The organism is Variovorax xiamenensis (assembly GCF_050916385.1).
In the GTDB taxonomy this organism is placed as follows: domain Bacteria; phylum Pseudomonadota; class Gammaproteobacteria; order Burkholderiales; family Burkholderiaceae_C; genus Variovorax.
In genome coordinates, this window is the sequence record NZ_CP139038.1 from 1,698,125 (window position 1) to 1,720,696 (window position 22,572).

Sequence of the window (22,572 nt, forward strand, 5' to 3'; positions counted from 1 at the left end):
AGGAATCCGTCCCGACCGCGCGCCCGTCATGGCTTGCGATCGAGGGCCCGCCTTTTCCCCGCCTTTTCGCTCGAGGCTTTTCTGCTGGAACTTTCTTCTAGAACTCCGCGCCCTCGACCAGAAAGCGCAGCCGCCGCACGCCCTGCCATTCGTCCGCGTCGAGCCGGAACGCCAGCTTGACCTTCGGCGGCAGCGGCTCGGTGTGGCTGAACCACATCGCGTCGATGGGCTGGCCCTGGTGCCTGAGCTTGAGCGACAGGTGCTTTTCGCCCACCAGCCGCTGCGAGACCACTTCCACTTCTTCGCTGAAAGTCGGCGGCGCGAAGCCCTGGCCCCACACCTCGCGGTGCAGCGTGTCGACGAGGTCGATGCGCATGTACTCGCGTGCAATGGGGCCGTCGGTCTCGATCTGGCGCGTGAGCGCGGATTCGGCCAGCAGTTCGCGAGCGACCTGCGCGAAGCCCTTCTCGAAAATCTCGAAGTGCTCGCGCGCGACGGTGCAGCCCGCCGCCATCGCGTGGCCGCCGAAGCGCAGCAGCACGCCGGGGTGGCGCTTGGCCACGAGGTCGAGCGCGTCGCGCAGATGGAAGCCCGGGATCGAGCGGCCCGAGCCTTTCAGCTCCTGCTCCTTGCCCGGCGCGCCGCTCGCGGCGAAGACGAAGGTCGGGCGGTGAAAGCGGTCCTTGATGCGCGATGCCACGATGCCGACCACGCCTTCGTGGAAGCCCGCGTCGAACACGCTGATGGCGGGCGGCGGGGCCTCGATGCCTTCGCCGTCGGCGGCGAACAGCGACTCGGCCAGCAACAGCGCCTGGTCGCGCATGCCGCCCTCGATGTCGCGCCGCTCGCGGTTGATGCCGTCGAGCATGCGCGCGAGTTCTTCGGCGCGACCCGCGTCGTCGGTCAGCAGGCATTCGATGCCCAGCGTCATGTCGGACAGCCGGCCCGCGGCGTTGATGCGCGGGCCGAGAGCGAAGCCGAAGTCGAAGGTGGTTGCCACGGACGCATTGCGCCCGGCCGCCTTGAAGAGCGCCGCGACACCGGCCGGCATGCTTCCCGCGCGGATGCGGCGCAGGCCCTGCGCCACGAGGCGGCGGTTGTTGGCATCGAGCCGCACCACGTCGGCGACCGTGCCGAGCGCCACGAGCGGCAGCAGCGCATCGAGCTTCGGCTGGCTGGCCGTGTCGAACACGCCGCGCCTGCGCAGCTCCGAACGCAGCGCCAGCAGCACGTAGAACATGACGCCGACGCCGGCGATGCTCTTGCTCTCGAAGCCGCAGCCGGGCTGGTTGGGGTTGACCAGCACGTCGGCCGAGGGCAGTTCGGGCCCGGGCAGGTGATGGTCGGTCACCAGCACCTGCAGGCCGCGCGCCTTGGCGGCGGCCACGCCCTCGACGCTGGCGATGCCGTTGTCGACGGTGATGAGCATGTCGGCGCCGCTCGCGGCCACGCGCTCGGCAATCGGCGGCGTGAGGCCGTAGCCGTCGACCACGCGGTCGGGCACGAGGTAGCTCACGTTCTTCGCGCCCAGCAGCCGCAGGCCGCGCACGCCGACCGCGCAGGCGGTGGCGCCGTCGCAGTCGTAGTCGGCGACGATGCACAGGCGCCTGTCCTGCGCGATGGCGTCGGCCAGCAGGGCGGCGGCTTCGCGGGTGCCGTGCAGGGTGTCGGGCGGCAGCAGCAGCGCGAGGCCGTCGTCGAGTTCTTCCTTGGCGCGCACGCCGCGCGCGGCGAAAAGCCTTGCCAGCAGCGGATGCACGCCGGCCTGTTCCAGCGCCCAGACGGTGCGCGGCGGAATGTCCCGAGCTACGATTTTCATAGCGCCTCCAGCACGGTGGCCGCCTGCTTGCGCTCGAACAGGCTCTTCGCCCAGCGCGCCAGGCCGCGCGGCTGCACGGTGTAGCGCTGCGAGGCGCGGTCGCCGCACAGCGTGAGCGACACGTCGTTGGCGCCACGCGTGTATTCGGCCAGCAGGGCGGCGAGCGGGCCGGCGTCGAGCGCCTGCCACGCGGCGGCCCAGCCGATGCCGTCGTCGCGCACGGCGGGCGTGCGCAGGGTGCCGTTCACGGTCGGCGCCGTCGCCGGTTGCGCGGCTTCATTCTTCAGGGCGCCGGTGCCGGCCAGCCAGAAGGAATTGATCGGCGGCACGCCGCGCGCGGTGCGCTCGTCGTTCACTCGCTGGGTGTAGAGCAGCATCTGCATTTCGTTCTGCAGCCGGCGCAGCGGCCGAGCGGCGTCTGCCAGCGGCGACCATTGCGAGACCGGGTAGCCCACCGCGCGGTCGATGGAGGCGGTGGCCAGCCCGTCGAAGATGCCGGCGCGCGCCAGCCAGCGGCCGGGCACGGGCGAGGCGTGCAGCGCGATGCCGTCTTCCTCGAAGAAGGGGCGCGCGGCTGCGAGCAAGGCGGCCGATTCGGTGGCATCGATCTCGATGGAGGCCGGGTCGCCCAACACCACGTCGTCGATGCCGACCTGCCAGTTGCACAGCGTGACCATGCCCCAGCCCTCGGTGTCGCCGGGCGCGGCGATGCCCAGCCGGTGCGCTTCCAGCGCGGCCCAGGGGATGCAGCCGTCGGGCGAGGCGATGCCCAGCGCCTGCGCCAGCGCGCGTTCATGCGGAGGCGAGCGCGTGCTTTCGTCCTGGGTGTCGGTGTCCGCGAGGGTCAGCCGCGTGAGCAGGTTTTCGAGATTGGGGAGCCGAAGCGTGGACAGGGCCGCGTGGCACGACGGGGAACCGCGGCCGGCGAAGGGGATCAGTAATTGGCGTGGGGAGGTTTCGGCCATCCCCTTATTGTCCGGGAAGGCTCGGGGCCATCCGGAATGCCACAATTCCGACCCTATGCGACTTCCTTACGAACTGCAGCTCGGCTGGCGCTACACGCGCGCAGGACGGGCTACGCGGCGCAACGGCTTCATCTCCTTCATTTCCGGTGTCTCGATGCTCGGCATCGCGCTGGGCGTGGCGGCGCTGATCATTGTGCTCAGTGTGATGAACGGCTTCCAGAAGGAAGTGCGCGACCGCATGCTCGGCGTGGTGTCGCACATCGAGATCTTCTCGCGCGACGGTCAGGCGCTGCAGCAGCTCGACCAGATCATGGCGGCGGCGCGCAAGCACCCCGAGGTGGTCGGCGCGGCGCCCTTCATCAACACCCAGGCGCTCATCGCGCGCGGCGAGGACATGAAGGGCACGCTGGTGCGCGGCATCGATCCCAAGCTCGAACCCGAGGTGACCGACATCAACGGCATCGCCTCGCGGGGCACCTTCGACAAGCTGGTGCCGGGGCAGTTCGGCATCGTGCTGGGGGCGGAGCTGGCGCGTTCGCTCTTCGTGCAGCCGGGCGACCAGGTCACGCTGGTGGCCCCGGGCGGGCAGGTCACGCCGGCGGGCGTGGTACCGCGGCTGAAGCAGTTCACCGTGGTCGGCACCTTCGACTCGGGCCACTACGAGTACGACTCCGCGCTGGCCATGGTGCACGAGCAGGATGCCGCCAAGGTGTTTCGCCTCGAAGGCCCCACCGGCATCCGCCTGAAGCTCAAGAACCTCAACGAGGCGCGCGACGTGGCCGACCAGCTCGCAGTCACGCTGCCGGGCGAATTCCTCATCCGCGACTGGACGCGCCAGAACAAGACCTGGTTCGCGGCCGTGCAGGTCGAGAAACGCATGATGTTCATCATCCTCACGCTGATCGTGGCGGTGGCGGCCTTCAACCTGGTCTCCACGCTCGTCATGACCGTGACCGACAAGCGCGCCGACATCGCCATCCTGCGCACGCTGGGCAGCTCGCCGCGCAGCATCATGGGCATCTTCGTGGTGCAGGGCGCGATGGTGGGCGTGATCGGCACCGTGGCCGGCCTGCTGCTGGGCCTGGGCATCGCCTACAACATCGACGTGATCGTGCCCTTCCTGGAGCAGCTCTTCCATGCGAGCTTCCTGCCGAAGGACATCTACCTGATCAGCAAGATGCCCAGCGATCCGCAGCAAAGCGACATCGTGCCGATCGCGATCATTTCCCTGGTGCTGGCCTTCGTCGCCACGCTGTACCCGAGCTGGCGCGCCAGCCGCGTGAACCCTGCCGAAGCCCTGCGCTATGAGTGAAGTTGTATTGAAGGCCCGTGGACTGACGAAACGGTTCCAAGAGGGGAGGCTCGACCTGACCGTGCTGCACGGCATCGACCTCGACGTGCACGCCGGCGAAACGCTGGCCATCGTCGGCGCCTCCGGCTCCGGCAAGAGCACGCTGCTGCACCTGATGGGCGGGCTCGACGAGCCCACCACCGGCAAGGTCGAGTTGCTGGGCAAGGACATCGCGCACGCCGATCCGGCGGAGCAGGGCAGGCTGCGTAACCAGCACCTGGGCTTCGTCTACCAGTTCCATCACCTGCTGCCCGAGTTCAGCGCGCTCGACAACGTGGCGATGCCGCTGAAGATCCGCCGCACCGAGCCTCACGCGGCCGCGCAGTCGGCCGCGAAGATCCTCGAGAGCGTGGGGTTGGGCCAGCGCCTGCACCACCGTCCGGCCGAACTCTCGGGCGGCGAGCGCCAGCGCGTGGCGATCGCGCGCGCGCTGGTCACCGAGCCGGCCTGCGTGCTGGCCGACGAGCCTACGGGCAACCTCGACCGCAGCACGGCCGACACCGTGTTCGCATTGATGCTCGACCTCGCGCACCGGCACGGCACCGCCTTCGTGATGGTCACGCACGACCAGGACCTGGCGAAGCGCTGCGACCGGGTGCTGCAGCTGGTGGCGGGACGGCTGGCGGGCTAGACGGCCGCTTCCGTTTCTTCTTCTTCCTGCCGCTGCTCACCGAGCGGCAGCACGCACAGGACCTTCCCGCCCAGCGTCAGCACCAGTCCGAGCCGGCCACCCATCTGCACCACCTGGCAGACGGTGCGCGGCGTTCCGGCGGAAACGCTCGCCGACATCGACAAGGCCCGCGCGGGCGGCTGCCTCAGCATCGCGAACATCACCCGCGCATCGCAGTCCTGCAGCGCCTGCCGGTAGACGTGGAAGACCGCGTCCGATGATGATCCGGCTTCGTCCCGGTCCTTTTCCTGACGCAACCGCAGCAATGCGCGATGCAGCTGCTGCCTGCAGGCCGCCTCGGTCCTGCCGGCGGCCTCGGCGATTTCCCTGAAGCTGGCTTCGAAGACCTCGCGCAGCAGCACCGCGGCGCCATCGGCCGGCGAGAGCCTGGCGGCAATGAGGCGCAAGGCCTGTTCGATGGATTCGGCCTGCGCCGCCTCGGTCTCCGCCGACGGCGCCTGGGGCGCGAGCCCTTCGGCATCGCGCAGCCAGCGCTGCATCCAGCCGTCGCGCCGCAGCCTGTCGATCGCGAGGTTCTGCATCACGGTCGTCAGCCAGGCCTGTACCGAGTCGGGTCCGGGCCCGTCGCCGGCTTCCAGCGCGCGCAGGTAGCTGTCCTGCACCACGTCCTCGGCGTCGGCCGGGCCGCCGAGCATGCGCGCCGCCGCGCGAACCAGCCGGCCGCGCAGCGCCGGGAATTGCGAGAGGTAGCGTTCATCGAGCATCGGCGCAGCTTGCCATAGCCAGCAATGTCACGAAACTGTGGGCTTGTTCGTCAAGACAGTCCAACCAAAGGAGCTTTCTTCATGCAGCCCACCATGCCCATGTTCTCGATGGAATCCGACGAAGACGACACCAAGCCCGCAGCCACCGCCGAGCCGCGCAACTCCTACCTGGAGGAAAAGGCGTTCAAGTCGCGCACGCTGCTGATCTTCGGCGCCATCAGCGATTCGGTGGCCGCCGACGTGACGCGCCGGCTGATCGCGCTGGACGCCGACAGCCCCGACAAGCCCATCGACATCCTCGTGAGCTCGCCCGGCGGGCACCTGGAGTCGGGCGATGCGATCCATGACATCGTGCGGTTCATCAGCGCGCCGGTGAACATGATCGGCACCGGCTGGGTGGGCAGCGCGGCCACCCACCTGTTCCTGGCGGCGCCGCGCGAGCGCCGGGTGTGCCTGCCCAACACGCGATTCCTGATCCACCAGCCCAGCGGCGGCGCGGGCGGGCAGGCGACCGACATCGCCATCCAGGCGCAGGAAATCATCAAGGCCCGCCAGCGCATCGCGCACGAGATCGCGCGCGAGACCGGCAAGCCCATCGACATCGTGCTGGCCGACATCGAGCGCGACCGCTGGCTCTCGGCCGAGGAGGCTGTGGAGTACGGGCTGGTCTCGCGCATCATCCAGCGCAAGACCGAGCTGAAAGGCTGACCGAGCGCCGGATCAGGCCTTGGGCTTGTAGGCCACCACGTCGATCTCGACGCGCGCGTCGATCATCAGCCGGGCCTCGGTGGTCGAGCGCGCCGGCTTGTTTTCACCGAAATAGCTCATGTAGATGCGGTTGAAGGCACCAAAGTCGCGCGCGTCCTGCAGCCAGCAGGTGCTCTTGCACACGTCGTCGAGCGTGGCGCCGGCCAGCGCGAGCACGGTCTTGATGTTCTCCATCACCTGGCGCGTCTGCGCCTCGATGCCGCCCACCACGAGTTCGCCGTTCTTGTCGACCGGCACCTGGCCCGACACATAGATGAAGTCGCCGGCGCGCACGGCCGGGGAGAAGGGGCGGACCTGGCGGTCGGAGGCCAGGGGCGGGGCGCCGAGGTATTCGAGGGGCATGGGAACTCCTTGTGTGATGAAAGGGAAAGAGAAGAAGCGGAAAGAGCGGAAACGAGCCGCGAGTATCCATCTGATTTGAAAATCTATTTCAAAATAACCCCTGAACAAGGGTTAACACGGATGATTAGGCATGAATACTGCTTCAAAGTCCGGGCCGAAGAGAAAATTTCTTTCACAATCCGCCCGCCCCATGAAGGAGTTCCCCATGCCCCACGTCGGTCTTGTCCAGCGCCTGCCCATGCTGTCGAAGCGCAGCCTGCTGGGTGCCTCCCTGCTCGCGATGCTGTGCGCCGCGCTGCCCCACCAGAGCGCCCACGCCCAGGGGCCGCGCAACTTCGCCACGCTGGCGATGGTGGCCGAGCCGCAGACGCTCGACCCGATGGCGTCCACCGCCGACCTGGTCGGAACCATCATGCAGCACGTCTACGAGACGCTTTACACCTTCGACGCCAAGTGGAACGTGGTGCCGATGCTCGCCGAGGGCATGCCGAAGATCTCGGCCGACGGCAAGACCTACGCCATCACCCTGCGCAAGGGCGTGATGCTGCACAGCGGCCGCGAACTCACGGCCGACGACGTGGTGGCCAGCCTGCAGCGCTGGATGGACCAGTCGCCGCGCGGCAAGGCCGTGGGCAAGGAAGTCGACAGCCTCAAGGCCAAGGGCCCGCTGGCGGTCGAGATCGTGCTGAAGGAACCCTACGCGCCGCTGCTCTCGCAGCTCGCGCTGCCCAGCGGCATGGCTGCCATCATGGCCAAGGACTCCATCGCCTCGCCGCTGAAGGACTTCGTCGGCACCGGCCCCTACAAGTTCAAGGAGCGCCGCCCCGACCAGTTCGTGCTGCTCACCCGCTTCGACAAGTACAGCGCACGCAAGGAAGCCGCCAGCGGCTATGGCGGCAAGCGCGAAGCGGCAATTGAAGAGCTGCGCTTCGTGCCCGTGCCCAACGCCAGCACGCGCGTGGAAGGCGCGCTGGCCGGCCAGTACGACTTCGCCGACCTGCTGCCGGTGGAGGCGCTGCCGCGCCTGGAGAAGTCGGGCGGCAAGACCGTGCCGATCATGACGCCCTCGTTCGGCTTCCCGTACCTCGTGCTCAACACCAAGGAAGGCGTGGCCGCCAGCCAGCCGGTGCGCCAGGCGATCCAGACCGCGCTGGGCGAAGGCGAGATGCTCGCCGCCGGCTTCGGCGACACGCGCTTCTTCACGGCCGAGGCCAACCACTTCCCGAAGGGCTCGCCCTTCTATTCGGCCGCAGGCGCCGACCAGTACAACCAGCGCAACGCCGCCAAGGCCAAGGAAGCCGCCGCCAAGGCCGGCTACAAGGGCGAGCCGATCCGCGTGCTCACCAGCCGCCAGTACGACTTCCACTACAACATGGCGCTCCTGATGGCCGAGCAGCTCAAGCGCGCCGGCTTCAAGGTCGACCTCAACGTGGTCGACTGGGCCACGCTGGTGCAGCGCCGCAACGACGCCAAGCTGTGGGACATCTACGTCACCCATTCGGGCCAGTTCCCCGAGCCCATGCTCTCGCCGCCGCAGCTCGGCGACGGCGCGCCCGGCTGGTGGGATTCGCCCGCCAAGAAGACGGCACTGCAGGCCTTCAACGTCGAGAGCGACCCTGCCAAGCGCGGCGCGCTGTGGGGCAAGGTGCAGCAGGTGGTGTACGACGAGGTGCCGTACATCAACGTCGGCAAGTTCAACGGCCTCTCGGCCAAGAGCCCGGCGCTGGACAACTACCAGCCCGCGACCTGGCCGTTCTTCTGGAACGCGAAGATCAAGTAAGAAGGCGGAGACACACAGCCATGCCGTCGCGTCGCCAACTTCTGCAAGCCAGCGCACTGGTCTCCGGCCTCGGGGCCCTCGGCCTCGAATCCTCCCTTGCCTTCGCCGCCCGGGCTGCCGCCCAGGGCCCGGTCTACGCCTATGTCGGCACCTACAGCGACGGCGGCAAGCCGTGGCGCGGCGGGCGCGGGCAGGGCGTGCACCAGTTCGTGCTCGACAGCGCCACCGGCGCGCTCAAGCCCATTGCGGGCGCACCGGCGGCCGTGGCGAGCACGGGCGAAGGCGCGAAGCTGCGCAACCCCGCCTCGCTCGCGCGCCACCCGAAGCTGCCGATGCTCTATGCGGCCAACGAGTTCGAGGCCGGCTCGGTCTCGGCCTTCCGTATCGGGGCGGACGGCGCACTGACCTTCGTCTCCGAGACGCCCTGCGGCGGCAAGGACCCGGCCTACATCAGCGTGCACCCCGACGGCCGCTTTCTCTTCACCGCCAACTACGCGAGCGGCGACGTCAGCGTGCTCGCGCTGCGCGCCGACGGCACGCCCGATGCCGGCGTTGCAGCCGTCGTCTACAAGGACGTGGAAGCCTGCGGCGCATCCACCCCCTGCAAGCCCGGCGCCGACGTGGTGCCGCAGGCCGCGCGCTCGCACGAGGGCTTCGCCACCAGCGACCACGACGGCCCGCACGCCCACATGGTGCATGCCGACCCGAAGGGCGACTTCGTGCTGGTGGCCGACCTGGGGCTCGACCGCGTCATCTCGTATCGCTTCGACCGCATCACCGGCGTGCTGAGCCAGCCGAGCACGGTGGCCGTGTCGGAAAGCTCGGGCGCGCGCCATTTCGTGTTCCACCCGAACGGCAAGTGGTTCTACCTGGTGAACGAAGAGGCCTCGACCATCGCCTTCATGCGCTACGACAACGCCACCGGCGTGCTCACGCTGGTGAGCGAGACCTCGGCGCTGCCCAGGGGCTTCAAGGGCACCAGCTACGCATCGGGCATCCGCATGCTGCCGGACGGCCAGCACTTCGTGTCGCTCAACCGGCTGCACGACTCGATCTCGATCTTCAAGGTCGACGCCCGCACCGGCGCTCCCACGCTGGTGCGCGAGGAATGGTCGCGCGGCAACTACCCGCGCAGCTGCACGCTCGACCCGAGCGGCCGCTTCCTCTACGTGTGCCACAACAAGCAGGGCGACAACGTGACCGTCTTCCGCGTGAAGGGTGGCGACATCCAGTTCACCGGCCAATACGTCGCGGTGGGCAGCGCGGCAGCCATCGAGTTCTCCGCGTGATGAAGAAATCGCTTTTCCGCTACATCGCCTCCCGCGCCGCGGGCATGCTGGTCGTGCTCGCCATCGTGGCGGTGCTCGTCTTCGTGCTCACGCGCGCCGCCTCGGGCGACCCGGTCTCGGTGCTGCTGGGCGACCAGGCCACCGCCGCCGACATCGCCCGCGTGCAGAAGGAATACGGCCTCGACAAGCCGCTGCCCGTGCAGTTCGGCTACTGGCTGCGCGAGGTGCTGCAGGGCAACCTCGGCCAGTCGATCTTCCTGCAGCGCCCCGTGACGCAGGCGCTGTGGGAGCGCTCCGAACCCACCACGCTGCTCGCGCTGATGGCCGTGGCCATCGCGGCGCTGATCGGCGTGCCCTGCGGCATCGTCTCCGCCGTGTTCCGGGGGCGCGTGGTCGACCAGCTCTTCACCGGCATCGCGATGCTGGGCGCGAGCATTCCGAGCTTCTGGCTGGGCATCGTGCTGATCCAGATCTTCGCCGTGTCCTTCGGCTGGTTCCCGGTGTCGGGCTATGGCGCGCCCGATGCGCCGTTCGCCGAGCGGCTGCATTCGCTGGTGCTGCCGGCCACGGTGCTGGGCCTGCTGAATTCGGCGCTCATCATCCGCTTCACGCGCGCCTCGATGCTCGACGTGCTCGGCGAAGACTACGTGCGCACCGCGCGCTCCAAGGGCCTGAGCGAAAGCACCGTGGTGCTCAAGCACGCGCTGCGCAACGCGCTGGTGCCCATCGTCACGGTGATCGGTCTCACGGTGGCCCTGATGATCGGCGGCGCCGTCATCACCGAGACGGTGTTCGGCCTGCCGGGCGTGGGCAACCTCGTGGTCAGCGCGGTGCTGCGGCGCGACTACCCTGTGATCCAGGGTGCGCTGCTCGTCATCGCCGCGATCTACGTGCTCATCAATTTCTCCATCGACCTGCTGTACGCGGTGGTCGACCCGCGCGTGAAGGTCTGAGGAAAATGCAAATGCCCCGAATGCTCCGCCAGCTGATGCACAGACGCATCGTGATGGTGTCAGCGCTGGTGCTGCTGGTGATCGCGGTGCTCGCGATCGGCGCGCCGCTGTTCGCCTCCATCGATCCCAACGACACGGCCGTGCTGGAGCGCCTGAAGGCGCCCAGCGCCGAGCACCTGCTCGGCACCGACGAACTGGGCCGCGACCTGTATTCGCGCATCGTGCACGGCGCGCGCTACTCGCTGGCCATCGCCGCGCTCACCGCGCTGGGCGCCGTGATCGCCGGCACCGTGCTGGGCCTGATGGCCGGTTTCTTCCGCCGGCTCGACGCGCCGCTGATGCGCGTGGTGGACGCGATGATGTCCTTCCCCGACATCCTGCTGGCCATCGCGCTGGTGGCTATCCTCGGGCCCTCGCTCGTGAACACCGTGCTGGCGCTGGTGCTGGTCTACACGCCGCGCGTGGCGCGGGTGGTGCGGGCCTCCACGCTGGTGGTGCGCGAACTGCTCTTCGTCGAAGCCGTGCGCGCGCTGGGCGTGCGCACCTCGCGCATCCTGTGGCGGCACATCCTGCCGAACCTGATGTCACCGATCCTGGTGCAGGTGTCGTTCATCTTCGCCTACGCCATCCTGGCCGAAGCCGGCCTCTCGTTCCTCGGTGTCGGCGTACCGCCCGAGATCCCGACCTGGGGCACCATGGTCGCGGGCAGCCAGCAGTACGCGCACCAGGCCTTCTGGGTGGTGCTGTTCCCGGGGCTCGCGATCATCTTCACGGCGCTGTCGCTGCAACTGCTGGGTGACGGCGTGCGCGACCTGCTCGACCCCAAGCTGAAGAAAGGCGCGTGATGACGACGACCGCCAACAACAACCAGACCCCGCGCCTCACGGTCAGCAACCTGAGCACCAGCTTCCCCACCGAGGACGGCCTCGTGCGCTCGGTGGCCGACGTGAGCTTCTCGATCCAGCCTGGCAAGACGACCGCGCTGGTCGGCGAATCGGGCTCGGGCAAGTCGGTCACCAGCCTCACGCTGATGCGCCTGCTGCCCAAGACAGCCAACGCGCAGGTCAGCGGCAGTGCCTCTTTCGTGACGCGCGAAGGCAAGGCGCTCGACCTGCTTCAGATCGGCGAACGCGAGATGCGCTCGCTGCGCGGCAACCAGCTGTCGATGATCTTCCAGGAGCCGATGACCAGCCTGAACCCGGTGTTCACCATCGGCGAGCAGATCGCGGAGAGCGTGCGCCTGCACAAGGGGCTCGACCGCAAGGCGGCGCTCGCGCATGCGCAGCGCATGCTGGAGCTGGTGGAGATCCCGGCCGCGGCGCAGCGCATCCACGAATACCCGCACCAGCTATCTGGCGGCATGCGCCAGCGCGCGATGATCGCCCTGGCCATGGCCTGCGACCCGACGCTGCTGATCGCCGACGAGCCCACCACCGCGCTCGACGTGACCATCCAGGCGCAGATCCTCGAGCTCATGCGCAAGTTGCAGGCCGAGACGGGCATGAGCATCCTGTTCATCACGCACAACCTCGGCGTGGTCGCGCACCATGCCGACGACGTGGTCGTGATGTATTCGGGCCGCGTGGTCGAGAGCGCGCCGGTGCGGCCGCTGTTCGCCCAGCCCGAGCACCCGTACACGCAGGGCCTGCTGGCCTGCCTGCCGGGCAAGGCGCGCCAGCCCGGCCAGCCCAAGCCCAAGCGCCTGTTCGCCATTCGCGGGCAGGTGTCGAGCCCGCTGGCGCCGCCGCCGGGCTGCGCCTTCGAGCCGCGCTGCGATCTTGCGCTCGCGGGTTGCAAGGACGCGATGCCGCCGCTGATCGACATCCGGCAAGGCCGCCAGGCACGCTGCATCCGCGTGCAGCCCGACCAATCACTCGCGAGGGCCGCATGAGCACCGCCGTCTCTTCCTCTCCCCTCATCGAAGTCCGAGGACTCAAGAAGTACTTCGGCAGCAGCGACCGCCCGGTGCGCGCGGTGGACGACGTCTCCTTCGCGATCCAGCCCGGCGAGACGCTGGGCCTGGTCGGCGAATCGGGCTCGGGCAAGAGCACCATCGGCCGCACCGTGCTGCGGCTGCTGGAGCGCAGCGACGGCCAGGTGCTGTATCGCGGCGACGACATCGGAGCGCTGTCGGGCGAACGCATGCGCAAGCTGCGCAGCAAGCTGCAGATCATTTTTCAAGACCCGTACGCCAGCCTGAACCCGAAGATGCGCATCAGCGCGATCCTCGGCGAGGCGCTGTCCACGCACGGCCTGCACAAGGGCGCGGCGGCGCGCGACAGGCGCATTGCCGAGCTGCTCGAAACCGTGGGCCTGCGCGCCGAGCATGCGAACCGCTTTCCGCACGAGTTCTCGGGCGGGCAGCGCCAGCGCATCGGCGTGGCGCGCGCGCTCGCGGTGGAGCCCGAGTTCATCGTGGCGGACGAGCCGCTGTCGGCGCTCGACGTGTCGATCCAGTCGCAGGTCATCAACCTGCTGGCCGACCTGCGCGAGCGGCTGGGCCTGACGATGCTCTTCATCTCGCACGACCTCGACGTGGTCGAGTACCTGTGCGACCGCGTGGTGGTGCTGTACCTCGGCAAGGTGATGGAAGTCGCCACCACCGAGGAGTTGTTCGCGCGCCCCTCGCACCCCTACACCCGGGCGCTGCTGGCCGCCAGCCCGAAGCCCGATCCGGAGATGGCGACCGAGCGCATCGCGCTGAAGGGCGACATCCCGAGCCCCATCTCGCCGCCTTCGGGCTGCGTGTTCCGTACGCGCTGCCCGCATGCCATCGAAGCCTGTGCGCAGACCGTTCCGCCGCTCGAGGAGCTTTCGGCGGGACACTACAGCGCCTGCATCAGAACCAGAGAACTTCAATCCAACATCGCTGCATGACTTCCATGACCGCCGCCAACGACTTCACCGATCCGCTGCTGGGCAGCAACTTCAAGGGTTATCCGCGCACCGCCGCGCCGCGCCGCCGCAGCGAGATCGGCGCCGCCGGCTGGAACGTGCTGGCCGGCGACCTGCCGCTGCCGCTGGCCGTGCTCAAGCGCGAGGCGCTGGAGCACAACCTGTCGTGGATGCAGTCGCGCGTGCGCGAGTGGGGCATCGACCTCGCGCCGCACGGCAAGACCACCATGTCGCCGCAGCTCTTCCAGCGCCAGCTCGATGCCGGCGCCTGGGGCCTGACCTTCGCCACCGTCACGCAGCTGGCCGTGGGCGTGGCGGCCGGCGCGCGCCGCACGCTCATCGCCAACCAGGTGGTGAGCGACGAGGACCTGGCCGGCATCCAGATGCTGCTGAGCGAGCATGCCGACCTGCGCATCGTGTTCCTGGTCGATTCGCTGGCGCAGCTCGAGCTGATCGAGGACTGGTCGAAGCGCCATCCCGCGAGCGTGCCCTTCGAGGTGATGGTCGAGATCGGCGTGGACGGCGCGCGCACCGGCTGCCGCACGCACGAGGAAGCCGTCGCGCTGGCCACGCGGCTGCGCGCGAGCGATGCGGTCAAGCTCGTGGGCATCGAGTGCTACGAAGGGCAGGGCGCCACCGGCCAGAGCGAACCCGACTCCGCCTACGCCAGGACGCTGATGGACCGTGTCGAAGCCGTGGCTCGCCACTGCGACGAGAACAAGCTCTTCGAAACCGACGAGGTGCTGGTCTCGGCCGGCGGCTCGGCCATCTTCGACCTCGTGGCAGGCCGTCTCAAGCCCGCGCTGGGCGCGCCGGTGCGCGGCCTGCTGCGCTCGGGCTGCTACGTGACGCACGACCATGGCTTCTACAAGCGCATGGTGAGTGCGGTGGACGAGCGCCTGGGCTGCGGCTGCGGCGAAAGCCTGGTGCCGGCGATGGAAGTCTGGGCCACGGTGCAGTCGCGCCCCGAGCCGGGCCTGGCGATCCTGGCCGTGGGCAAGCGCGACATCTCCTTCGACCTCTCGCTGCCCGTGCCCATCGCACGCGCGGCGCGCGGCGAACTGCAGCCGCAGGGCGTGACGGCAGGCTGGAAGATCACCGCGCTGAACGACCAGCATGCCTACCTGCGTTGGGACGCGAGCGAGGAAGCCGTGGCGCCCAAGGTCGGCGACCGCGTGGGCCTCGGCATCTCGCACCCCTGCACCACCTTCGACAAGTGGCACTGGATGCCGGTTGTCGAGCAGGACTACCGCGTGAGCGACGCGGTGGCCATGCATTTCTGACCGAGCGACTTCCGAGCGCACACCGATGACTCCCTCACTGCTCCAGAGGATCGCGGACATCCGCAGCGACGCCCCGGCGACGCGGCGCGCGATTCTCGACCTGATCCTCGAAGACCCCGACCGCGTGCTCGAAGAGAGCTTCGAACAGCTCGCCGAGCGCTCGCGCAGCTCGGTGCCGACCATCATGCGCACCTGCCGCGACCTCGGCTTTGCCGGGCTGCGCGAGTTCAAGCTCGCGCTCGCGCAGGAACTCGCGCTGGGCGGCTCGCCGCTGCACCGCCGCGTGAACATCGAGGACGCAGCCGACGAAGTGGTCGGCAAGATCGCGCGCAGCGCGGCCGCCTCCGTTTCCGGCGTGCGCGGCCAGCTCGACATGCAGGTGCTCGACGGCGCCGTGGCCGCCATCGCGGCGGCGCCGCACGTCGACCTGTACGGCGCGGGCGCCACCTCGTGGTTCATGGCCAACGACCTGCAGGCGCGGCTCTTCCGCCTCGGCCTGTCGGCCAACGCCTGGGCCGACTACCACCTGCAGCAGGTGGCCGGCGCGGCACAGCGCCCGGGCGGCGTGGTCATCGCCATCTCGCACGTGGGCGGCATGCCCTCGCTGCTCGACGCGGTGGACATCGCGCGCGGGCAGGGCGCCAAGGTGGTCGCGCTCACGCGGCCCGGCACGGCGCTCGCGGCCAAGGCCGACTTTCTCCTGGGCCTCTCGGTGCCCGACGACGCGGTGATGCACGTGGGCATCGACGCCTATCTCACGCACCTCACCGTCATCGAGATCCTCACCGTGCTGGTGGCCCAGCGCCGCGGCGAGCCCGCGGTGCAGCGCCTGCAGCGCGCGCGCGAGGCCTTCCAGCGCCACGGCATCGATGCCACCACGCATCCGCTGCAGAGCTGGGACGGCGGCGGCGTGAACGACGGAGGGAGCGCATCGTGAGCGAAGACAACAAGAAGGCCGTCCTGCTGGAAGCGGGCCTGGTGGTCGACGGCTCGGGCGGCCCCTCGTGGCCCGGCGACGTGCTGCTGCAGGGCGACCGCATCGTCGCGCTCGGCGAAGGCCTGCGCGGGCGGCTGCCCGATGGCTTGGCGCTGGCCGACGTCGAGGTCGTCGACTGCCGCGCGAAGGTGATCGCGCCCGGCTTCATCGACGCGCACACGCACGACGACGCCATCGTGCTGCGCGACCCACTGTGCCTGCCCAAGGTGTCGCAGGGCATCACGACCGTGGTGACGGGCAACTGCGGCATCTCGCTTGCGCCTTACCGCACGCCGCAGTCGCTGCCGCCGCTCACGCTGCTGGGCGCCGATTCGTTCAAGCACGCGACCATGGCCGAGTACCGCGCGGCTGTCGACGCGATACAGCCTGCGCTCAACGTGGCCGCGCTGGTCGGCCACACCACGCTGCGCTTCGCCGCCATGGAGGCGTTGGACCGCCCGGCCAGCGCCGACGAGCTGGCGCGCATGGAGGCACTGCTCGACGGCTGCATGGCCGACGGGGCGCACGGCATGTCCTCCGGCCTGTTCTACGAGGAAGCCTTCGCGGCGCCCGCCGAGGAAGTGACCGCGCTGGCACGCGTGGTGAGCCGCCACGGCGGCGTCTACGCCACGCACCTGCGCAGCGAGATGCAGCAGATCATCGAGGCGCTGCACGAGGCCGGCGACTGCGCATTCGAGGCCGGCGTGCCGCTGGTCATCTCGCATCACAAGTGCGCCGGACCCGCCAACTGGGGCCGCACGAAGGAAACGCTGCCGCTGATCGAGTCGCTCGCGCAGCGCCAGAAGATCGCGATGGACGTGTATCCCTACGTGGCCGGCTCCACCGTGCTGCGCGAGGACCTGGTGGACGGCGTGATCGACGTGCTGCTGACCTGGTCCGATCCACATCCGGAAATGACGGGCAGGCTCATCTCCGACATCGCGCGCGAATGGGGCGTGAGCGAGCAGGATGCCTGCCTGCGGCTGAAGCCCGGCGGCGCCTGCTACTTCCAGATGCAGGAGGAAGACGTGGAGCGCGTCATCTCGCATCCGCTCACCATGATCGGCAGCGACGGCCTGCCGCACGATCGCCATCCGCATCCGCGCCTGTGGGGCGCCTTTCCGCGGGTGTTCGCGCGCTACTGGCGCCAGCGACGGCTCTTCACGCTGGAGCAGGCGGTACACAAGATGACCGGCATGACCGCGCGCAACCTGCGCATCGCCGACCGCGGCCTGCTGCGCGCCGGCACCATGGCCGACGTGGTGGTGTTCGACCCCGAGACCATCGCCGACACCGCCACCTACGACAAGCCGCACGGCGTGAGCCTGGGCGTGGAGCGCGTGTTCGTGAACGGCGTGCTGGCCTATCGCGGCGGCGAGGCCGAGGCACGGGTGCTCGCGCGTGCCGGCCGGATGCTGACGCGCGGAAGCGCCAGCTAGGCCCGGTCAGGCGAAGACGAGGCAGACCGGCGTAGGCACCTGCGCCACCTGCACCGGCTGGTCGAGCCTGCCGGTGGCGGGGTCGATGCGCAGGCGCAGGATGGTGTCGCCCTTCTGGCTCAGCGCGTAGAGATGGCCGCCGTCGGGCGCCACCGTCAGCGCGCGCGGGAAGCGCAGGCCTTCGCTCCAGTGCTGCAGCGGCGTGAGGTTGCCGCTTGCGGCATCGATGCGGAATGCGACGATGCTGTCGGCCAGCGGGTGGTCCGATTTCAGCCTGCGGTTGCTCGCGTAGAGGAACTGCCCCGATGGATGCATCACCAGCGCCGCGGCGCTCTTCTGGCCTGTGTAGCCGTCCGGCAGGGTCGAGACGCGTTGCCGCTGTTCTCCGATCGCGCCGTTCGCTGCGTCGTAGGCGTAGCTGGTGACGGAGGCGTCGAGCTCGCCCACCACGTACAGCTGGCGTTGCGACGGATGCAGCGCCAGGTGGCGCGGGCCGCTGCCGGCTGGCACGGCAGTGCGGCCGATGGGCGCCAGCTTGCCGTCGGCCAGCGTGAAGACGTTGACGCGATCGCTACCCAGGTCGGTGGCCAGCACGCGCCGGCCCGAGGCGTCGAACTGCACCATGTGCGGGTGCGGCGATTCCTGCCGCTCGGCGTCGGGGCCGGAGCCGGTTTCCTTCTCGATGCCGGAGACCTTGCCGAGCTTGCCGTCCGCTTCGATGGGCAGCACGTTGTAGGCGCCGCCGCCGTACAGCGCCACGACCAGTGCGCGTCCGTCGGGCGATACCGCCAGATGCGCCGGGATCACGCCCGAGAGCGACAGCGGCTGGCGGTTGACCAGCGTGAGCCGGCCGCTGCGCTCGTCGATGGCGTAAGCCTCGGCCGTGCCGGTTGGCAGGCCCTCGTAGGTGTCGATCTCGTTGATCGCGTATAGGAAGCGCCGGTTCGGATGCAAGGCGAGGAATGACGGGTTCGCGCTCGCGACCGTCTGCACCGGTGTCCAGCTGTCGCCCTGCATGGCGAGCACGTAGATGCCCTTCGATGCCGGCCCGCCGGCCGTGCCGCCAGGTGCATCGAAGGTGTAGGTGCCGACGTAGGCGAAGCGCGGCGCGGGCGCCGGAGGCGCGGTTGCGGCGCCACCGGCGGCCGGGGCCTGTTGCGCGTGGGCCGGCAGCAGGGGCGCGAGGGCGCCGGCGGCGGATGCGCCGCCGAGCCATTGCATGACGGTGCGGCGTTTCTGACCGTAGTGATCTGTCATGGGGTTCCTCTCTGGGTGGGGTCGCCGCGTCACGGGCGCACCGACATCGCGTGGTGGAAGATGTTGTTCGGGTCGTAGCGGCGCTTCACCTTGCGCAGGAAGTCGTAGAGCCCCTGGTCGCCGTAGTAGAGCTGCGGCCAGAAGGGGTAGGCCAGCATGTCGTTGTCGGGGTAGTTGATGTAGCAGCCCTCGTAGCGCTCGCCCGGGTAGGGCGTGCCGGCGCGGCGCTCGGGCACGTCGGGCGTGCCGTACACGTCGCGGTAGAAGTCGCCGATCCAGCGCAAGTGGCCTGCATCGTCGCTCGCGCTGCGCCAGTAGGTCTGGTATTGCAGCTTCATGATCGAGGCGCGCTGCGGCACGGCGGTGTCGGCGATGCGCTCGGGCCTGTTGACGGCGCCGCCGTACGAATCGACCTGCACCAGCGACTGGCTGAGATCGACGCCAGGGATGGTGCGCGTCAGGTGCGTGTAGATGCGCTGCGCCTCGCGGGCGCTGAAGTTCTGCTTCATGTAGGCCGACTTGTACTTGCCGCGCTGGTTGTCGCCCGAGCCGTTGAGGTACTGGGTGGCGGTGAGCCAGTCGTAGCGCGTCACGGTGTGCGGCTTGGAGCACAGCAGCTGGCCCGCGTCGCGCTGCGGAGCGGGGCCCACGCCGGGCGCGCGGCCCTTGGCAGGCACCGGCGCGCAGGCGCGGAAGCGGTCGAGAAAATCGTTGAGCACCGTCAGGTCGTTGCAGGTGCCGTCGGGGTTGCAGAACTGCGTGAGCATCACGATCTGGCCGGCCGAGCGGTGCGTGAGCTTCAGCAGAGAGAACATGCCCCAGGTGTCGGGCGACTTGCCGCGCGTGGCCCAGTAGTCGCCGTAGGTGGTGAGCAGGGCGGTGAAGCGCTCGGGCGTCATGCTGGCCCAGTCGAAGGCCACCACCGCCAGCGCGACCTCGCGCGGCGCCGCCGGCAGCCTGTCGAATACGTAGCTGGTGATCGCGCCGAAGTTGCCGCCGCCCGCGCCGCGGCAGGCGCGGAACAGGTCGGGGTCGCGGCTCGCGTCGACGGTGCGCGGCACCACCTTGCCGCGGTTGTCCACCGTGAGGATGTCCACCGCCGAGAGCCAGTCGACCGTGAGCCCCTGCAGCCGCGACAGCAGCCCGTAGCCCCCGCCGCAGATGTGGCCGCCCGCGCCCACCGAGTAGCACGAGCCGCCGGGCAGCGTGACGTTGCTGCGCTTGTACAGGTCGAGGTACTCGTTCCAGTTCTGGGTGCCGGGGCCGACGCGGAAGCGGCCGTCGCTCCTGGAGGCCGCGTCGGCCTGGTTGAGCAGGCTCAGGTCGAGGATGGCTCCGTCGGGGTTGTTGGAGACGAAGTCTTCGTAGCAATGGCCGCCGCTGCGCAGGGTGGGTCGAAGGCCCGCGTCGACGATGCGCTGCAGAGCAGCAGCGGCGTCGCCCGCGCTTTCCGCGAGTTCGATGCGCGAGGCGGCGTCCGATTCCGTCGAGGGCCATCGCAGGTTGAAACCCTTTTTCAGGGTGTTGTAGCGGGCATCCTGGCGTGTCACGGTGATGGTCATGGGCACTTTCCGATGAATGTCTTGCGACGGAGCTTTTGGTTTGCGGAATCGGCGATAATTGAAATGTTTTTTCTTATATGACCTGTTTTGTGCGCCGATGTCCCTGTTTTTCGGCCGCGTGGCGCGAATTCTTGGCTTGTTTGAAAAATATTTTCATCGGAAGAACCCTTAGATCGAAGGCCCGGAAGCCGGGGCAGCGCGCCGCAGTATTTGGGCGGCTATAACCCTAAGACCTCTAAAGTTCTAACGCTCCGGGCAAAAATCAGTCAAACTGGCGCACCGACACCGGCCGTCGAATTCCTACTGGAGCAAAGATGGACAAGGACGCTGAAGGCCTTGGCGCCGACTTCGAGCTGTGGCAACAGCTCACCGACGACTACGAAGCCGCCTTGGGCGCGCTTGCCCGGGGCGAGCCCGGAGCCCGGGAGCGCGTGGTCCGGCTGTCGCGGGCGCTCCAGCAACTGCATCCGGATCTGGATCTCTCACCTGTCGGCGACGGCCTCTGAGGCGGCGGTCAGCCCGGCTCCCGCTCCCCAGCGATCTCTTTTTCTTCTTCTCCCTGCGCCTGGAACATGCGCGTGAAGTCGCAGCATTCCTGCGCCAGCATCACGATGGACGAGGTGAGCGCGCTGCGGTGCTCGCCCTTGTGCATCGCCACGTAGCGCACGACGGGCAGGGCCGGCGTCACGTCGATCACCGCGAGCATGCCGGCCGCCACCATCGGCTGAAGGCACTCGCGCGGCAGGTAGCTCACGCCCAGCCCCGACACGGTGAGGCCGGTCAGCGCGACGAGGTTGCTCACCACGATCACGTTGGCGGGCTGCACGCCCTGCTCCTTCATCCACGCGTCGTAGGCGCGGCCGGTGCCGGAGTTGTTGCCCTGCACCAGCATGCGGTGCCGCGCCAGCTCGTGCAGCCGCATGGCGCCGTTGGCGGGCGGCGGCACCACGCCGGGCTTGCACATCCACGCGCTTCTCACCTGGCCGATGACCTTGTGCGGCAGGCGCGAGTCGGCGAAGGTGTCGGGCACGATGACCAGGTCGAGCTCGTCGGCCAGCAGCTTGTCGCGCAGCTGCAGGCTGTCGTCCACGTCGGGCTCGAGGATCACCTTGGGGTAGTGCTGCTGGATGAGGCCGACCAGCCGCGGCAGCCATGTCATCGCCGTGAGCTCCGTCACGCCGATGCGGATGCGCCGCTCCACCACGCCCGGCTTGCCGAACTGCTCGATGGCCGCGTCGCGCTGCTCCAGCAGCTTGCGGGCGAGCACGAACATTTCCTCGCCCTTCTCGGTGAGGCGGGCGGTGCGCTGGCTGCGGTCGAAGAGTTCGGTGTCGAACAGCTGCTCCAGCTCGTGCACCCGCTTGGAAATGGCCGACTGCGAGGTGTGGAGCTGGTTGGCCGCCTGCGCGAAGCCGCCGAGGCGGGCAATCCAGTACAGGGCTTCGAGCTGCTTGAAGGTCATCACGTGAGAGCTGGCTCCAAAAGAACGCTTTTTCTCATGTGATTCGATCACAAAAAATCGCTTTTGGAAATTGATGGCGAAGCTGAAGATTCGCCCGAGACAACGCCATCGACTTCACAAAAGGAACCCGCCATGGACTTCAGGAAATTGCCCCTCGCGCTCGGACTCGGACTCGCCTTTGCCTTCGCCTGCGGCGCCGCCAGCGCCCAGGACGGCGGCACGCTGCAGAAGATCAAGGACAGCGGCACGATCCAGATCGGCGCGCGCGACAGCCAGATCCCGTTCTCGTACAAGCTCAGCGCCGACAGCGCGCCCATCGGCTTCACCAACGACATCTGCCTGAAGATCGTCGATGCCGTGAAGGCGAAGCTGGGCCTCGCGAAGATCGAGGTGCGCTACACGATGCTCAACTCGACCAACCGCATCCCGCTGCTGCAGAACGGCACCGTCGACCTCGACTGCGCGACCACCACCAACACCACGCAGCGCCAGCAGCAGGTCGACTTCGCGCCCAGCCACTTCGTGACCAACATCACCGCCGCCGTGAAGAAGGCCTCGGGCATCAATGCGCTGACCGACCTCAACGGCAAGAACGTAGCCACCGTCTCGGGCAGCACCTCGATCCAGCTGCTGCGCGGCGCGCGCAAGAGCGGCACCATCGAAGTCAACGAGATCGCGGGCAAGGACACCTCCGACGGATTCCTGCTGCTGTCCACCGGCCGCGCCGACGCCTATGTGCTCGACGACGTGCAGCTCGCCGGCATGATCGCCAGCTCGACCAACCCGGGCGACTACAAGATCCTCAAGGAATCGCTGCGCCAGGAGCCCTACGGGATCATGCTGCGCAAGGACGACCCGCAGTTCAAGGCGCTGGTGGACGAGACCGTCAACGGCCTGATGAAGTCGGGCGCCATCGAGCAGCTCTACAACAAGTGGTTCCTCTCGCCGATCCCGCCGAAGAACGCGAATCTCAACTTCCCGATGACGGACGCGGTGCGCGAGATCTACAAGAACCCGAACAACAAGGGCGTCTGAT

The 22,572-nt window shown here is 68.7% G+C and carries 21 protein-coding genes; 14 read left to right on the forward strand and 7 right to left on the reverse strand.

Going from position 1 to position 22,572, the window contains the following annotated elements:
* Window positions 1-97: 97 nt before the first annotated feature.
* On the reverse strand, window positions 98-1,819 hold the full coding sequence (gene recJ / locus SFB74_RS07290; protein WP_432730107.1) for a single-stranded-DNA-specific exonuclease RecJ: 1,722 nt from the start codon (window positions 1,817-1,819) through the stop codon (window positions 98-100).
* Complete coding sequence (locus SFB74_RS07295) at window positions 1,816-2,784, reverse strand: hypothetical protein (RefSeq protein WP_432730109.1); 969 nt, start codon at window positions 2,782-2,784, stop codon at window positions 1,816-1,818. Before SFB74_RS07295 ends, recJ begins: the two co-directional genes overlap by 4 nt.
* Before the next feature lie 55 nt (window positions 2,785-2,839).
* Between SFB74_RS07295 and SFB74_RS07300 the strand changes: the two genes are divergently transcribed.
* Window positions 2,840-4,096, forward strand: a complete 1,257-nt coding sequence (locus tag SFB74_RS07300; RefSeq protein ID WP_132796925.1) for a lipoprotein-releasing ABC transporter permease subunit — start codon at window positions 2,840-2,842, stop codon at window positions 4,094-4,096.
* Window positions 4,089-4,766, forward strand: coding sequence for a lipoprotein-releasing ABC transporter ATP-binding protein LolD (lolD, locus tag SFB74_RS07305; protein WP_432730110.1), 678 nt, complete (start codon window positions 4,089-4,091; stop codon window positions 4,764-4,766). Before SFB74_RS07300 ends, lolD begins: the two co-directional genes overlap by 8 nt.
* On the opposite strand, the gene SFB74_RS07310 is transcribed toward lolD, so the two are convergent.
* Window positions 4,763-5,530 carry a sigma-70 family RNA polymerase sigma factor gene (locus tag SFB74_RS07310; protein ID WP_432730111.1) on the reverse strand — a complete coding sequence of 256 codons (768 nt, stop codon included), beginning with the start codon at window positions 5,528-5,530 and terminating at the stop codon, window positions 4,763-4,765. The two genes, lolD and SFB74_RS07310, sit on opposite strands and share 4 nt — an antisense overlap.
* Before the next feature lie 108 nt (window positions 5,531-5,638).
* On the opposite strand from SFB74_RS07310, the gene SFB74_RS07315 reads away from it, so the two are divergent.
* Complete coding sequence (locus SFB74_RS07315; protein ID WP_432731891.1) at window positions 5,639-6,238, forward strand: ATP-dependent Clp protease proteolytic subunit; 600 nt, start codon at window positions 5,639-5,641, stop codon at window positions 6,236-6,238.
* 12 nt (window positions 6,239-6,250) lie between these two features.
* Here the strand turns inward: SFB74_RS07315 and SFB74_RS07320 are convergent, their stop codons facing one another.
* Entirely contained in the window at window positions 6,251-6,640 is a 390-nt protein-coding gene (locus SFB74_RS07320; protein WP_369659419.1) for a RidA family protein, read from the reverse strand.
* Between the two features lie 205 nt (window positions 6,641-6,845).
* Between SFB74_RS07320 and SFB74_RS07325 the strand changes: the two genes are divergently transcribed.
* Genes SFB74_RS07325 through SFB74_RS07365 form a run of 9 tightly spaced genes read left to right on the forward strand, consistent with a single transcriptional unit; the run spans window position 6,846 to window position 17,255 of the window.
* Window positions 6,846-8,420, forward strand: a complete 1,575-nt coding sequence (locus tag SFB74_RS07325) for an ABC transporter substrate-binding protein (protein ID WP_432730112.1) — start codon at window positions 6,846-6,848, stop codon at window positions 8,418-8,420.
* A gap of 20 nt (window positions 8,421-8,440) precedes the next feature.
* A complete protein-coding gene (locus SFB74_RS07330; protein WP_432730113.1) occupies window positions 8,441-9,709 on the forward strand; it encodes a lactonase family protein in 1,269 nt (422 codons plus the stop codon).
* The gene (locus SFB74_RS07335) at window positions 9,709-10,662 is read left to right on the forward strand and encodes an ABC transporter permease (RefSeq protein ID WP_093196272.1); all 954 of its coding nucleotides are present in this window, start codon (window positions 9,709-9,711) and stop codon (window positions 10,660-10,662) included. Before SFB74_RS07330 ends, SFB74_RS07335 begins: the two co-directional genes overlap by 1 nt.
* A gap of 5 nt (window positions 10,663-10,667) precedes the next feature.
* Window positions 10,668-11,507, forward strand: a complete 840-nt coding sequence (locus tag SFB74_RS07340; RefSeq protein ID WP_093196271.1) for an ABC transporter permease — start codon at window positions 10,668-10,670, stop codon at window positions 11,505-11,507.
* On the forward strand, window positions 11,507-12,553 hold the full coding sequence (locus tag SFB74_RS07345) for an ABC transporter ATP-binding protein (protein ID WP_432730114.1): 1,047 nt from the start codon (window positions 11,507-11,509) through the stop codon (window positions 12,551-12,553). Before SFB74_RS07340 ends, SFB74_RS07345 begins: the two co-directional genes overlap by 1 nt.
* Complete coding sequence (locus SFB74_RS07350) at window positions 12,550-13,539, forward strand: ABC transporter ATP-binding protein (protein WP_432730116.1); 990 nt, start codon at window positions 12,550-12,552, stop codon at window positions 13,537-13,539. Before SFB74_RS07345 ends, SFB74_RS07350 begins: the two co-directional genes overlap by 4 nt.
* Before the next feature lie 5 nt (window positions 13,540-13,544).
* Complete coding sequence (locus tag SFB74_RS07355) at window positions 13,545-14,840, forward strand: amino acid deaminase (protein ID WP_432731892.1); 1,296 nt, start codon at window positions 13,545-13,547, stop codon at window positions 14,838-14,840.
* Window positions 14,841-14,865: 25 nt separating this feature from the next.
* Entirely contained in the window at window positions 14,866-15,777 is a 912-nt protein-coding gene (locus SFB74_RS07360; protein WP_093196268.1) for a MurR/RpiR family transcriptional regulator, read from the forward strand.
* Entirely contained in the window at window positions 15,774-17,255 is a 1,482-nt protein-coding gene (locus tag SFB74_RS07365; protein ID WP_432730117.1) for an N-acyl-D-amino-acid deacylase family protein, read from the forward strand. Before SFB74_RS07360 ends, SFB74_RS07365 begins: the two co-directional genes overlap by 4 nt.
* A gap of 6 nt (window positions 17,256-17,261) precedes the next feature.
* Here the strand turns inward: SFB74_RS07365 and SFB74_RS07370 are convergent, their stop codons facing one another.
* Both SFB74_RS07370 and SFB74_RS07375 read right to left on the reverse strand, forming a co-directional pair.
* Window positions 17,262-18,512: a lactonase family protein gene (locus SFB74_RS07370; protein WP_432730118.1), complete on the reverse strand. Its 1,251-nt coding sequence runs from the start codon at window positions 18,510-18,512 to the stop codon at window positions 17,262-17,264.
* 29 nt (window positions 18,513-18,541) lie between these two features.
* A complete protein-coding gene (locus tag SFB74_RS07375) occupies window positions 18,542-20,074 on the reverse strand; it encodes an FAD-binding protein (RefSeq protein WP_432730119.1) in 1,533 nt (510 codons plus the stop codon).
* Window positions 20,075-20,388: 314 nt separating this feature from the next.
* Here SFB74_RS07375 and SFB74_RS07380 point away from each other — a divergent pair, with 314 nt between their 5' ends.
* Entirely contained in the window at window positions 20,389-20,580 is a 192-nt protein-coding gene (locus tag SFB74_RS07380; RefSeq protein ID WP_432730121.1) for a hypothetical protein, read from the forward strand.
* An 8-nt stretch (window positions 20,581-20,588) separates the two neighbouring features.
* On the opposite strand, the gene SFB74_RS07385 is transcribed toward SFB74_RS07380, so the two are convergent.
* Window positions 20,589-21,536 (reverse strand): LysR family transcriptional regulator, encoded by a 948-nt coding sequence (locus SFB74_RS07385; protein ID WP_432731893.1) that lies wholly within the window; start codon window positions 21,534-21,536, stop codon window positions 20,589-20,591.
* Window positions 21,537-21,668: 132 nt separating this feature from the next.
* On the opposite strand from SFB74_RS07385, the gene SFB74_RS07390 reads away from it, so the two are divergent.
* Window positions 21,669-22,571, forward strand: a complete 903-nt coding sequence (locus SFB74_RS07390; protein ID WP_432730122.1) for an amino acid ABC transporter substrate-binding protein — start codon at window positions 21,669-21,671, stop codon at window positions 22,569-22,571.
* Window position 22,572 lies beyond the last annotated feature (1 nt).

What these genes read in the sequence shown, in the direction of transcription:
- SFB74_RS07320 (WP_369659419.1), bottom strand. Translation starts at nt 6,640, where the DNA reads ATGCCCCTCGAATACCTCGGCGCCCCGCCCCTGGCCTCCGACCGCCAG.
- SFB74_RS07315 (WP_432731891.1), top strand. Translation starts at nt 5,639, where the DNA reads ATGGAATCCGACGAAGACGACACCAAGCCCGCAGCCACCGCCGAGCCG.
- SFB74_RS07375 (WP_432730119.1), bottom strand. Translation starts at nt 20,074, where the DNA reads ATGACCATCACCGTGACACGCCAGGATGCCCGCTACAACACCCTGAAA.
- SFB74_RS07380 (WP_432730121.1), top strand. Translation starts at nt 20,389, where the DNA reads ATGGACAAGGACGCTGAAGGCCTTGGCGCCGACTTCGAGCTGTGGCAA.
- SFB74_RS07360 (WP_093196268.1), top strand. Translation starts at nt 14,866, where the DNA reads ATGACTCCCTCACTGCTCCAGAGGATCGCGGACATCCGCAGCGACGCC.
- recJ (WP_432730107.1), bottom strand. Translation starts at nt 1,819, where the DNA reads ATGAAAATCGTAGCTCGGGACATTCCGCCGCGCACCGTCTGGGCGCTG.
- SFB74_RS07340 (WP_093196271.1), top strand. Translation starts at nt 10,668, where the DNA reads ATGCAAATGCCCCGAATGCTCCGCCAGCTGATGCACAGACGCATCGTG.
- lolD (WP_432730110.1), top strand. Translation starts at nt 4,089, where the DNA reads ATGAGTGAAGTTGTATTGAAGGCCCGTGGACTGACGAAACGGTTCCAA.
- SFB74_RS07345 (WP_432730114.1), top strand. Translation starts at nt 11,507, where the DNA reads ATGACGACGACCGCCAACAACAACCAGACCCCGCGCCTCACGGTCAGC.
- SFB74_RS07390 (WP_432730122.1), top strand. Translation starts at nt 21,669, where the DNA reads ATGGACTTCAGGAAATTGCCCCTCGCGCTCGGACTCGGACTCGCCTTT.
- SFB74_RS07385 (WP_432731893.1), bottom strand. Translation starts at nt 21,536, where the DNA reads ATGACCTTCAAGCAGCTCGAAGCCCTGTACTGGATTGCCCGCCTCGGC.
- SFB74_RS07310 (WP_432730111.1), bottom strand. Translation starts at nt 5,530, where the DNA reads ATGCTCGATGAACGCTACCTCTCGCAATTCCCGGCGCTGCGCGGCCGG.
- SFB74_RS07355 (WP_432731892.1), top strand. Translation starts at nt 13,545, where the DNA reads ATGACCGCCGCCAACGACTTCACCGATCCGCTGCTGGGCAGCAACTTC.
- SFB74_RS07300 (WP_132796925.1), top strand. Translation starts at nt 2,840, where the DNA reads ATGCGACTTCCTTACGAACTGCAGCTCGGCTGGCGCTACACGCGCGCA.
- SFB74_RS07325 (WP_432730112.1), top strand. Translation starts at nt 6,846, where the DNA reads ATGCCCCACGTCGGTCTTGTCCAGCGCCTGCCCATGCTGTCGAAGCGC.
- SFB74_RS07335 (WP_093196272.1), top strand. Translation starts at nt 9,709, where the DNA reads ATGAAGAAATCGCTTTTCCGCTACATCGCCTCCCGCGCCGCGGGCATG.
- SFB74_RS07370 (WP_432730118.1), bottom strand. Translation starts at nt 18,512, where the DNA reads ATGACAGATCACTACGGTCAGAAACGCCGCACCGTCATGCAATGGCTC.
- SFB74_RS07295 (WP_432730109.1), bottom strand. Translation starts at nt 2,784, where the DNA reads ATGGCCGAAACCTCCCCACGCCAATTACTGATCCCCTTCGCCGGCCGC.
- SFB74_RS07330 (WP_432730113.1), top strand. Translation starts at nt 8,441, where the DNA reads ATGCCGTCGCGTCGCCAACTTCTGCAAGCCAGCGCACTGGTCTCCGGC.
- SFB74_RS07350 (WP_432730116.1), top strand. Translation starts at nt 12,550, where the DNA reads ATGAGCACCGCCGTCTCTTCCTCTCCCCTCATCGAAGTCCGAGGACTC.